General features: G+C 63.6%; 11 protein-coding genes. All 11 read left to right on the forward strand.

Going from position 1 to position 10,945, the window contains the following annotated elements; translation table 11 throughout:
• Nucleotides 1–110: 110 nt before the first annotated feature.
• Nucleotides 111–1,037 (forward strand): translation elongation factor Ts, encoded by a 927-nt coding sequence (gene tsf, locus A6A04_RS19800; RefSeq protein ID WP_068495742.1) that lies wholly within the window; start codon nucleotides 111–113, stop codon nucleotides 1,035–1,037.
• Nucleotides 1,038–1,174: 137 nt separating this feature from the next.
• On the forward strand, nucleotides 1,175–1,897 hold the full coding sequence (pyrH, locus tag A6A04_RS19805; RefSeq protein WP_068495743.1) for a UMP kinase: 723 nt from the start codon (nucleotides 1,175–1,177) through the stop codon (nucleotides 1,895–1,897).
• A 16-nt stretch (nucleotides 1,898–1,913) separates the two neighbouring features.
• Nucleotides 1,914–2,486, forward strand: coding sequence for a ribosome recycling factor (gene frr / locus A6A04_RS19810; RefSeq protein WP_068495744.1), 573 nt, complete (start codon nucleotides 1,914–1,916; stop codon nucleotides 2,484–2,486).
• A 9-nt stretch (nucleotides 2,487–2,495) separates the two neighbouring features.
• Entirely contained in the window at nucleotides 2,496–3,227 is a 732-nt protein-coding gene (locus tag A6A04_RS19815) for an isoprenyl transferase (RefSeq protein WP_068495745.1), read from the forward strand.
• A gap of 7 nt (nucleotides 3,228–3,234) precedes the next feature.
• The gene (locus A6A04_RS19820; RefSeq protein ID WP_068495746.1) at nucleotides 3,235–4,020 is read left to right on the forward strand and encodes a phosphatidate cytidylyltransferase; all 786 of its coding nucleotides are present in this window, start codon (nucleotides 3,235–3,237) and stop codon (nucleotides 4,018–4,020) included.
• 23 nt (nucleotides 4,021–4,043) lie between these two features.
• Complete coding sequence (locus A6A04_RS19825; RefSeq protein WP_068495747.1) at nucleotides 4,044–5,207, forward strand: 1-deoxy-D-xylulose-5-phosphate reductoisomerase; 1,164 nt, start codon at nucleotides 4,044–4,046, stop codon at nucleotides 5,205–5,207.
• A gap of 12 nt (nucleotides 5,208–5,219) precedes the next feature.
• Nucleotides 5,220–6,380: an RIP metalloprotease RseP gene (gene rseP, locus A6A04_RS19830; RefSeq protein WP_068495748.1), complete on the forward strand. Its 1,161-nt coding sequence runs from the start codon at nucleotides 5,220–5,222 to the stop codon at nucleotides 6,378–6,380.
• Between the two features lie 44 nt (nucleotides 6,381–6,424).
• Nucleotides 6,425–8,710 (forward strand): outer membrane protein assembly factor BamA, encoded by a 2,286-nt coding sequence (gene bamA / locus A6A04_RS19835; protein ID WP_068495749.1) that lies wholly within the window; start codon nucleotides 6,425–6,427, stop codon nucleotides 8,708–8,710.
• A 58-nt stretch (nucleotides 8,711–8,768) separates the two neighbouring features.
• The gene (locus tag A6A04_RS19840; protein ID WP_082915085.1) at nucleotides 8,769–9,392 is read left to right on the forward strand and encodes an OmpH family outer membrane protein; all 624 of its coding nucleotides are present in this window, start codon (nucleotides 8,769–8,771) and stop codon (nucleotides 9,390–9,392) included.
• A gap of 3 nt (nucleotides 9,393–9,395) precedes the next feature.
• Nucleotides 9,396–10,415, forward strand: a complete 1,020-nt coding sequence (gene lpxD / locus A6A04_RS19845) for a UDP-3-O-(3-hydroxymyristoyl)glucosamine N-acyltransferase (RefSeq protein WP_068495751.1) — start codon at nucleotides 9,396–9,398, stop codon at nucleotides 10,413–10,415.
• 62 nt (nucleotides 10,416–10,477) lie between these two features.
• Nucleotides 10,478–10,942 carry a 3-hydroxyacyl-ACP dehydratase FabZ gene (fabZ, locus tag A6A04_RS19850; protein ID WP_068495752.1) on the forward strand — a complete coding sequence of 155 codons (465 nt, stop codon included), beginning with the start codon at nucleotides 10,478–10,480 and terminating at the stop codon, nucleotides 10,940–10,942.
• The last annotated feature ends 3 nt before the right edge of the window (nucleotides 10,943–10,945 follow it).

The raw sequence follows: 10,945 nt of genomic DNA on the forward strand, positions 1-10,945 counted from the left end.
TTTGTTTCCAAGGCAATGGCGGCGACACACCATCGCCGCCATTCGCTTGACGGATCATCCGTATTCATAGGGCTCCCACCAGGGGGCCATCGTCCGAGAGAGGAAGACCAATGGCCGAGATTACCGCTTCGCTGGTCAAGGAGCTGCGCGAGAAGACTGGCGCCGGCATGATGGATTGCAAGAAGGCGCTGGGCGAGACCGCCGGTGACGTGGAAGCCGCCATCGACTGGCTGCGCAAGAAGGGCCTGGCCGCCGCCGCCAAGAAGGCCGGCCGCGTCGCCGCCGAGGGTCTGGTGGGCGTCGCCGCCGCCGGAACCAAGGGCGTGGCCGTCGAGGTCAATGCCGAGACCGACTTCGTCGCCCGCAACGAGCAGTTCCAGGGCTTCGTCAACGCCGTCGCAACCGTGGCCCTGGCCGCCGGTTCCGACATCGAGGCCATCAAGGTCGCCGCCTGCCCCGGTTCCGACAAGAATGTCGCCGACCAGCTGACCGCCCTGATCGCCACCATCGGCGAGAACATGAACCTGCGTCGCGCCGTGCGCCTGGAAGTCGCCAATGGCGTGGTCGCTTCCTATGTCCATTCGTCCATCGCGCCCGGCCTGGGCAAGATCGGCTGCCTGGTGGCCCTGGAATCCACCGGTGACCAGGCCCGCCTGACCGAACTTGGCAAGCAGATCGCCATGCATGTGGCCGCCGCCAACCCGCAGTTCCTCGATCCCAGCGTGGTGGACACCGCCGCCCTGGACCGCGAGAAGGCCGTGTTGACCGAGCAGGCCCAGGCTTCGGGCAAGCCCGCCGCCGTCATCGAGAAGATGGTGGAAGGCCGCATCCGCAAGTACTACGAGGAAGTCTGCCTGACCGAGCAGGTCTTCGTCATCGACCAGGAGAACAAGATCTCCAAGGTGCTGGAGAATGTCGGCAAGGAGATCGGCGCGCCGGTCAAGCTGGTCGGCTTCGCCCGCTTCGCCCTGGGCGAGGGGATCGAGAAGGAAGAGAAGGACTTCGCCGCCGAGGTGGCCGCCCAGTTGGGCCGCTGATCCAGCGAAAGCCGTTGGGGCCGCTCGGGCGCACAGGCCGGGCGGCCCTTTTCGTGTCCGCCCCCACAAGGGGGGCGACAGCGGGTGGGAATGGTGTATGATCGCCGCCGCCCGGACCTGATTACCCGAGGGAATCCATGGCCAGCCACGCCAATTTCCGCCGCGTCCTCCTCAAGATTTCCGGCGAAGGCCTGATGGGGAATCGCGAATACGGCCTCGATCCGGCCACCGTCGAACGCATCGCCCGCGAGGTCAAATCCGTTCGCGAAATGGGGGTCGAAGTCTGCGTCGTCATCGGCGGAGGCAATATCTTCCGTGGTGTCTCCGGCGCCGCCAACGGCATGGAGCGCGCCGCCGCCGACAACATGGGCATGCTGGCCACCGTGATCAACGCGCTGTCGGTGCAAAACGCGCTGGAGCGGGTGGGATGCGAGACCCGGGTCCAGTCGGCCATCGTCATGCCCACCGTGTGCGAGGCCTTCATCCGTCGCCGCGCCATCCGTCATCTGGAAAAGGGCAGGGTGGTGATCTTCGCCGCCGGGACCGGCAATCCGTTCTTCACCACCGATACCGCCGCCGCGCTGCGCGCCGTCGAGATGGGCTGTGACGCGCTGCTGAAGGCCACCCAGGTGGACGGCGTCTATTCCGCCGACCCCAAGAAGGTTAAGGACGCCACCCGTTACGACAGGCTCACCTTCAACGAGGTCCTGGCCCGTGACCTCGCCGTGATGGATACCTCGGCCATCGCGCTCTGCCGCGAGAACAAGGTTCCCATCGTGGTCTTCGACCTGCACCGGCCCGGCGCCTTCGCCGAGGTTGTCGCAGGGCAGGGTTTGTTCACCATCATCGCCAACGACTAGGATCAGGGAGTCGATCGTGTCCGCTCCGACCAATTGGGGTGACCTCAAGAAGGACGTCACCCGCCGCATGGACAGCGCCGTCGAGGTGCTGAAGAAGGAATTCTCGGGCCTGCGCTCGGGCCGCGCCTCGGTCAACCTCCTCGACCCGGTGGTGGTCGAGGCCTATGGCCAGACCATGCCGCTGTCTCAGTGCGGCACCGTCGGCGTTCCCGAACCCCGCATGCTGACCGTGCAGGTCTGGGACAAGGGCCAGGTCAAGGCGGTGGAAAAGGCGATCCGCGATGCGGGTCTCGGCCTCAATCCCCAGACCGACGGCCAGATGATCCGGGTGCCGATTCCCGCCCTGAACGAGGAGCGTCGCAAGGAACTGCAGAAGGTCGCCGGAAAGTATTCGGAACAGGCCCGCGTCTCGGTGCGCAACGTCCGTCGTGACGGTATGGACTCCTTGAAGAAGATGGAAAAGGACGGCCATATCTCCGAGGACGAGATCAAGAAGCACGAGAAGGAAATCCAGCAGATCACCGACGACACCATCAAGAAGATCGACGAACATCTGGTTCACAAAGAAAAAGAAATCATGCAGGTCTAGTTTCCGCACATGGAAGCCGCCCCGTCCCACGCCATGCCCGTCGCACCGCCCGTTCACATTGCCATCATCATGGATGGTAATGGGCGGTGGGCGAAGGCGCGCGGCTTGCCTCGCACCGCCGGTCACAAGCGCGGCGCCGAGGCCGTGCGCCGCACCGTCGAGGCGGCGCGCGAGATGGGCGTGTCCTACCTGACCCTTTACGGTTTCTCGTCCGAGAACTGGAAGCGGCCCGAGGGCGAGGTTACCGACCTGATGGGCCTGTTGCGCCTGTATCTGCGCAACGAGGTCAAGCATCTGCATAAGAACGGCATCCGCCTCAAGGTGATCGGGGACCGCCAGCGCCTGGGGGCCGATATCGTCCGGCTGATCGAGGACGCCGAAGCCAAGACCAGCGGCAATACGGCCCTGACCCTGGTGCTGGCCCTGTCCTATGGCGGCCGTCAGGAACTGGTGGACGCCGCCCGCAAGCTTGCCAGGGACGTTGCCGAAGGTCGGCTGTCACCCGAGGCCATCGACGAGGACGCGGTCGGGGCGCGGCTTTATACCACCGGCATTCCCGATCCCGACCTGATCATCCGGACCAGCGGCGAGCAACGCATCAGCAATTTCCTGCTGTGGCAGGGCGCCTATGCCGAGCTGGTCTTCATCGAGACCCTGTGGCCGGAATTCGGCCGGGCGGAACTGGAGAGCGCCATTCACGAATTCCATGGCCGCGACCGTCGCTACGGGGCGGCAAGGTGATGGGCGCGTGCTGAAGACCCGCATCCTTTCGGCCCTGGTCATGGCGCCTCCGGCCCTGCTGGCCGCCTGGTGGGGCGGCTATGCCTTTGCTGCCCTGGTGGCGGTGGCCGCCGCCCTGATGTGCTGGGAATGGCACCGCATGGTGGCGGGAGAATTCGCCCTGTCCGGCCGCATTGCCGCCATCGGCTGCCTTGCCGCCGTGTTGCTGGCCTTGGTCGGTCCCGCCGAGGCGGTGCTGCTGGTGCTGCTGATCGCCATGATCTCGGCTTTCGTCGCCGGCCCCGATGGCGTCGGCCGCTCCTGGGCGGGGGCGGGTGCTCTCTATATCGGCCTGCCTTCGGTGGCGCTTGTCTGGCTGCGGGGCGATCCGGTCATGGGCGACGCCGTGGTGTGGTGGCTGCTGCTGATGGTCTGGGCCACCGATATCGGTGCCTATGCCTTCGGGCGGATGATCGGCGGGCCGTTGCTGTTGCCCGCCGTCAGCCCAAAGAAGACCTGGGCCGGGCTGATCGGCGGCATGATTTGCGCCGCCCTGGCGGGCTGGGGCATCGCCGCCGCGTTCGGCCTGCCGGGTCAAGCCTCCGTCATGCTGGTGAGTGCCATTGGCGCGGTGGTGGCGCAGATCGGCGATTTGTTCGAATCCTGGGTCAAGCGGCGTTCCGGCGTCAAGGATTCCAGCTCCATCATTCCGGGCCATGGCGGGGTTCTCGACCGCGTTGATGGCCTGTTGTCCGCCGCCCTGGTGGCGGCGGTCTTGGCCATGGTCAGCGGTCATTCCGTCCTGGCCTGGTAAGTAGAGAAAAGAGAGGGATCGCGATGAGCGCAAGGCGGGGTGTTACCATTCTGGGCTCGACCGGGTCGATCGGCTGCAACACCGTGGATCTGGTGGAGCGGCGGCCGGATCTTTATCGGGTCGAGGCTCTGGTGGCCAATTCCCGCGTCGATATCCTGGCAGAGCAAGCGCGCAAGTTGGAAGCCAAGCTGGCGGTGGTGGCCGACGAATCCGCCTATCCGGCGCTGAAGGAGGCCCTTGCGGGGACCGGCATCGAAGCCGCCGCGGGAGCCAGGGCGGTGGTCGAGGCGGCCGAGCGGCCCGCTGACTGGGTGATGGCCGCCATTGTCGGCGCCGCCGGTCTGGCGCCTACCCTGGCGGCGGTGCGCCGTGGCGCCGTGGTGGGGCTGGCCAACAAGGAATGCCTGGTCTGCGCCGGTCAATTGATGATGGCCGAGGTCCAGAAGCATAAGTCGACCCTGCTGCCGGTGGATTCCGAGCATTCGGCCATCTTCCAGGTGTTCGAGTTCGATCAGCACGACAGGATCGAAAAGATCATCCTGACGGCGTCGGGCGGGCCGTTCCGGGCCAAGGACCGCGATTTCATGAAGGATGTCACCCCCGAACAGGCGGTGGCGCATCCCAACTGGTCCATGGGGGCCAAGATTTCGGTTGATTCCGCGTCCATGTTCAACAAGGGCCTCGAATTGATCGAGGCGCATCATCTGTTCGACATGCCGGAAGACAAGATTGATATCGTGGTTCATCCCCAATCGGTCATTCATTCGCTGGTGGCCTATGTGGACGGCTCGGTGCTGGCGCAACTGGGCTCGCCCGACATGCGGACCCCCATCGCCTATGCCCTGGGATGGCCCAACCGCATTGAAGCCCCGGCGCCCCGGCTCGACCTCGCCACCATTGCCACCCTGACCTTCGAGGCCCCCGATCCCGTCCGCTTCCCGTCGCTGCGACTGGCGCGCGAGGCATTGCGGGCGGGGGGATCCGCGGCGGCGGTGCTCAATGCCGCCAATGAAGTGGCCGTGGCCGCCTTCCTCGACCGCCGCATCGGCTTCCTGGATATCGCTGCCGTGGTGGAACGCACCGTCGAGGGCGTCAACCACTGTGAACTGACCTCCATCGATGACGTCCTGGCCAAGGACGGCGAGGCCCGACGCTTCGCCTCGTCCATTCTCGGCCGGACCTCCTGATCCCGGAGTACCATGGAACTCTCCTCACTTCTCAACAGCGTCATTCACGGCGTCTGGTACTATGTGGTGATCTTCCTGTTCATCCTGACCGTCGTGGTCTTCATCCACGAGATGGGCCACTTCCTGGTGGCGCGTTGGAACGGCATTCGGGTGGATGTGTTCTCCATCGGATTCGGGCCAGAGGTCTGGGGCTGGACCGATCCCGCCACCGGCACCCGCTGGCGCTTCAGCCTGGTGCCGCTGGGTGGCTATGTGAAGTTCTTCGGCGATGCCGACGCGGCGTCAACCACCGGTGACGATCGCCCCATGACCGACGAGGAGAAGGCGGTCGCCTTCCAGTTCAAGCGGGTCGGGCAGCGCGCCGCCGTGGTGTTCGCGGGCCCGGCCGCCAATTTCATTTTCGCCATCCTCGGCCTTGCGGCCATGTTCGTGATCCTGGGCCAGCCGGTGACCGAACCGGTGATTGGTGCCGTCAATGCCGGCACGGCGGCGGAAGCCGCCGGCTTGAAAGCCGGGGATCGCATCACCCGCATCAATGGTCAGGCGGTGACCCGTTTCCAGGACATTCAACGCATCGTGCGCTTGGAGATCGAGCGTCCGCTGGACTTGGAGGTTCGGCGCGGCGAGACGGTGCTGTCGGTCACCGCCCAGCCGCGCGTCATCCAGCGCAAGGGCGTGTTCGGCGACATGGAGAAGGTGCCGATCCTGGGCATCGCCGCCGATCCGACCCGGACCACCGTCATTAGCCATGGCCCCATTTCCGGCTTGGTCGAGTCCCTTCGCGAGACCGAGGGGATGGTGCGCTCGACCTTCATCGGCATCGGCCAGATGATCAACGGCACGCGGGATACCGATGAACTGGGCGGTCCCATCCGGATTGCCAAGGGCGCGGCAGAGGCAGCGCAATTGGGCGTGGCCAGTGTGGTGTTCTACACAATCCTGCTGTCGCTCAATCTCGGCCTGATCAATCTTTTCCCTATCCCGGTTCTGGATGGCGGCCATCTTCTGTTTTACGCATTCGAAGCGATCCTTGGCCGTCCTCTGGGGGAGCGCGCACAAGAATATGGTTTCCGAATCGGGCTGTTTCTGGTATTGGCCTTGATGGTCTTCGCCACACGTAACGACATTGTCTCGTTACCGATCTGGGAAGCGGTGAAGCGGCTGTTTTCGTGACCCGGGTCCGCGAATCGGCGCTGCGGACTCGAAGGGGGGACTCGATGGGTTTCTTGCGGTGGACCGGTCTGCTGGTGGTGGCCGTTATTTTTCTCGGCCTGGCAACCGGCTCTGGCGTGGCCCAGGCCCAGGATGGCGGGCGCATCGCGTCCATATCCGTTCAGGGCACCCAGCGTATCGAGGCGGAAACCGTCAAGTCCTACCTCACCATCGCCGAGGGTGACAACTACGACTCCGATCGGGTTAACCGCTCGCTGAAGGCGCTGTTCAATACCGGCCTGTTCGCCGATGTCAGCATCCGGCGCGAGGGAACCGAACTGGTGGTCCGGGTGGTGGAAAATCCCATCATCAACCGTATCGCCTTCGAGGGTAACCGCCGGATCAAGGACGAACAGCTGCAGACGGAAGTGCAACTGCGTCCCCGGACCGTCTATACCCGCACCAAGGCCCAGGCGGACGTCAAGCGCGTGCTTGAGCTGTATCGCCGCAGTGGCCGCTTCGCCGCCACGGTGGAGCCCAAGATCATTCAACTCGAGCAGAATCGCGTCGATCTGGTGTTCGAGATCAGCGAAGGTCAACCCACCTTCGTTCGCCGCATCTCCTTTGTCGGCAACCAGCAGTATGATGCGTCCCGGCTGGGGGAGGTTCTGCAGACCAAGGAAGAGCGCTGGTATCGCTTTCTGTCCTCGGACGACACCTATGATCCCGACCGCGTCACCTATGACCGCGAATTGCTGCGCCGCTTCTATCTGAAGCGCGGCTTCGCGGATTTCCGCGTCGCCTCCGCCGTGGCGGAACTGACCCCGAATCGGGAGGGGTTCTTTCTCACCTATACGGTGGAAGAAGGTGAGCGCTACAAATTCGGCAAATCCCTCATCAATGCCGCCTTGAAGGATCTGAAGGTCGAAGACCTTCAGCCGCTGGTGGTGAGCGAGGAAGGGGATTGGTACAACGCCGATCAGGTGGAAGATATCGTCCAGAAGCTGACCGATGCGGTCGGCACCAAAGGTTACGCTTTCGTCGACATCCGGCCGCAGGTCAATCGTAACCGCGAGACCAGGATCGTCGATGTCACCTATGACATCCAGGAAGGGCCGCGCGTCTTCGTCGAGCGCATCGACATCGTCGGCAATGTGCGAACACTGGACAAGGTTGTCCGTCGCGAATTCCGTCTGGTCGAAGGTGATGCCTTCAATTCCGCCAAGCTGCGCCGCTCCAAGCAGCGCCTGCGCGACATCAATTTCTTCGAAAAGGTCGAGGTCACCAACACTCCGTCCGAGAATGCCCCCGACCGGACCGTGATCAAGGTCGAGGTCGAGGAAAAGTCCACGGGCGAACTGACCTTCGGCGTTGGCTGGTCCAGCCAGGTCGGCCCGATGATGGAAGCCGTGCTGCGTGAGCGGAATCTGCTCGGCCGCGGTCAGGATATTCGCCTGGGCGGCATGCTGGGCCTGCGTCGGTCTTCGCTGGATCTGTCGTTCACCGAGCCCTATTTCCTGGATCGTGACGTGGCGGCCGGTTTCGACCTGTTCGCGATTGATCGCAAACTGCAACAGCAGAGCTCGTATAATTCCAGCTCCATCGGCGGCGATCTGCGCATCGGCTACCAGTTGACTGACAATATGCGGCAGGACTGGCGGTACATGCTGAAGCGGGATGAGGTCAAGGGCATCACTACCTTGTCGCCTTACGTTCTGGAACAGTTGGGAACCAGTGTGACCTCCTCGGTCATGCAGACGCTGACCTATGACCGGCGCGACAGCCGTATCGAGCCCACCGAGGGTTATTATATGCGGGGCAGCACGGAATTCGCCGGCCTTGGCGGCGATGTCCATCTGCTGCGCGGTACGATCCAAGGCGGCCACTATTGGCCGCTGGCCGAAAAGGTGGTGCTCAGCCTCAGTGGTGCCGGAACCTATGTCTATGGCTTGAGCGAACGGGTGCGCATCACCGACCGGGTCTATGCGGGTGGCGATAACCTGCGTGGTTTTGCCTCCGGCGGTGTCAGTCCGCGCGACAAGAACACCGGCGATGCGATTGGCGGTATCTGGATGGCCACCGGCTCGGCCCAGGTCAGGTTCCCCATCGGCTTGCCCGAGGAGTTCGGGGTGCTGGGTGAGGCTTTCACTGATTTCGGCACGGTGGGTGAAACGGATGTCGCCAATGTCGCGGGCGTGGAACAGTCATCGTCCATGCGTGCTTCGGTCGGCGTCGGTGTGTCGTGGAAGTCTCCCATGGGGCCGGTCTCCATCGATCTGGGCTTCCCGATCATGAAAGAGACCTTCGACAAGAAGGAAATGTTCAAGTTCAATCTTGGGACGAGGTTCTAGTGGCCCGATGTCATCGGGTCACTCCCCTGAACCACGAAGCGTTATAGGACGACCGGGAATGATCAGGCTCACCGTCCTTTGGATGTTGGCCATCCTCGTGGTGTTTGTGGGAAACGGTTCCCTAGGTGGAGAGGCCCTGGCCCAGGCCCGTCCTGTCGGCGCGCCCGTCGTGGTGATCATCGTCGATGTCCAGCAGATCCAGCGCGAATCCCTGGCCGGTAAGGGGCTGATCACCCAGCGCGACAAGTACCAGCAAAGCTTCCAGGCGGATTTCAATGCCGCCCGCCAGCGCCTTCAGGCCTCGGACCAGGAACTGGCGAAGCAGAAGGGGACCATTCCCCAGGATGCTTACGACCAGAAAGCCAAGGCCCTGGAACAGCAGGTGGTCGCTTTCCAGCGTCGTACCCAGGTGGCGGTCCGGGCACTGGAAAAATCCACCGAAGCCGCTGCTGCCGAGCTCATGAATGCAATACTTGGCATAACCGGGGAAGTGGCCAACGAAATGGGGGCCAATCTGGTTATTCCAAAGCAGCAGGTGGTCCTGCACGAGCCCAGCATGGATGTCACACCCAAGGTGATCGAGCGGCTTAACCGACGCCTGTCTGCTGTAAACTTTCCCGCCCCGGTGGTTGACGACGCTGAGCCCGCCGCAGCCTCCACTGCTAAACCCAATAAGAAGTAGATCATGGCAGATCCGAGATTCTTCACCGTTGCTGGTCCGTACACCCTTGCCTCCTTGGCGGACATCGCCAAGGCATCTGTATCCGATGGCGCTGATATGGCCCGGATATTCAAGGATGTGGCGCCATTGGAGGTGGCGGGGCCGGACGAGGTTTCCTTTCTGGACAACAAGAAATACGTGGCCGCATTCCAGGCGAGCAAGGCGGGATTATGCGTGGTATCGCCCGAAATGGCGGACAAAGCGCCGCCCGGCATGACCTTGCTGCTGGCGAAGGATCCGTATCGCGCCTATGCCCGCATTGCCCAGGCCTTCTATCCGGTGGCGGCTCCCGAGCCGTGGATCGCGCCGACCGCCTGTATCGATTCCACCGCCAAGGTCGCGCCCAGCTGCCGCGTCGAGCCCGGCGCCGTCATCGGAGCTGGAGCCGAGATCGGCGAGCGCAGTCATGTCGGCCCCAATGTGGTGATCGGGCGAGGTGTGATCATTGGCGAGGACTGCATCCTTGGCGCCAATGCCACCGTCTCCCATGCCGTCATCGGCCACAAGGTCAATATCTATCCCGGTGCGCGCATTGGCCAGGACGGGTTCGGCTTCGCCATGGGAGCGGAAGGCCATCTGAAGGTGCCGCAATTGGGCCGGGTGGTCATCGGCAATGGTGTCGAGATCGGCGCCAATACCACCATCGACCGCGGAGCCGGTCCCGACACGGTGATCGGTGATGGCTGCATGATAGACAATCTGGTTCAGATTGGGCACAACGTCCAATTGGGGCGGGGCTGCGTCATCGTTGCCCAGGTCGGCATTTCGGGATCGACCCGGATGGGTGATTTTGCCGCCGCCGGGGGGCAGGCGGGGATCACGGGCCATCTGCGCATTGGCGCGGGGGCGCGGATCGCCGCCCAGGCCGGGGTGATGCGCGATGTCGGCCCCGGTGAAACCGTGGGCGGCGCGCCGGCGGTGCCCATGACCGAGTGGCTGCGCCAAACCGCCATGATCGGCAAGATGGCACGTAAGAAGGGTTGAACCGTCACCCGGGCCAAGCGCCCCGGACGACATCAAGGCGAGATAAAGTGCAGGATCGTCATATGGAAACCACTGCTTCCGAACAGGGCAAGGTCATCGATATCAACCGGATCATCCAGATGATCCCCCATCGCTATCCGTTCCTGATGGTGGACCGGATGGTCGATGTCAGGCCCAATGAAAGCGCCACCGGCATCAAGAACGTCACCATCAACGAGCCGTTCTTCCAGGGCCATTTCCCTTCGCGTCCGGTTTTTCCCGGCGTGCTGATCATCGAGTCCATGGCCCAGACCGCCGCCGTTCTGGTGGTGGAAACCCTGGGGCCGTCGGCCGAGGGGAAGCTGGTCTATTTCATGACCGTGGAGAACTGCCGGTTCCGCAAGCCGTTCGGGCCGGGCGACCAGTTGCACATCCATGTCACCAAGGAACGGTCGCGCGGCAATGTCTGGAAGTTCCGGGGCGAGGCCAAGGTCGACGGGACCCTGGTCGCCGAAGCCACTTATGCCGCCATGATCCTGGACGAATAGGGC

It is taken from the genome of Paramagnetospirillum marisnigri (assembly GCF_001650715.1).
In the GTDB taxonomy this organism is placed as follows: domain Bacteria; phylum Pseudomonadota; class Alphaproteobacteria; order Rhodospirillales; family Magnetospirillaceae; genus Phaeospirillum; species Phaeospirillum marisnigri.

What these genes read in the sequence shown, in the direction of transcription:
- rseP (WP_068495748.1), top strand. Translation starts at nt 5,220, where the DNA reads ATGGAACTCTCCTCACTTCTCAACAGCGTCATTCACGGCGTCTGGTAC.
- tsf (WP_068495742.1), top strand. Translation starts at nt 111, where the DNA reads ATGGCCGAGATTACCGCTTCGCTGGTCAAGGAGCTGCGCGAGAAGACT.
- pyrH (WP_068495743.1), top strand. Translation starts at nt 1,175, where the DNA reads ATGGCCAGCCACGCCAATTTCCGCCGCGTCCTCCTCAAGATTTCCGGC.
- A6A04_RS19825 (WP_068495747.1), top strand. Translation starts at nt 4,044, where the DNA reads ATGAGCGCAAGGCGGGGTGTTACCATTCTGGGCTCGACCGGGTCGATC.
- A6A04_RS19840 (WP_082915085.1), top strand. Translation starts at nt 8,769, where the DNA reads ATGATCAGGCTCACCGTCCTTTGGATGTTGGCCATCCTCGTGGTGTTT.
- A6A04_RS19815 (WP_068495745.1), top strand. Translation starts at nt 2,496, where the DNA reads ATGGAAGCCGCCCCGTCCCACGCCATGCCCGTCGCACCGCCCGTTCAC.
- lpxD (WP_068495751.1), top strand. Translation starts at nt 9,396, where the DNA reads ATGGCAGATCCGAGATTCTTCACCGTTGCTGGTCCGTACACCCTTGCC.
- fabZ (WP_068495752.1), top strand. Translation starts at nt 10,478, where the DNA reads ATGGAAACCACTGCTTCCGAACAGGGCAAGGTCATCGATATCAACCGG.
- bamA (WP_068495749.1), top strand. Translation starts at nt 6,425, where the DNA reads ATGGGTTTCTTGCGGTGGACCGGTCTGCTGGTGGTGGCCGTTATTTTT.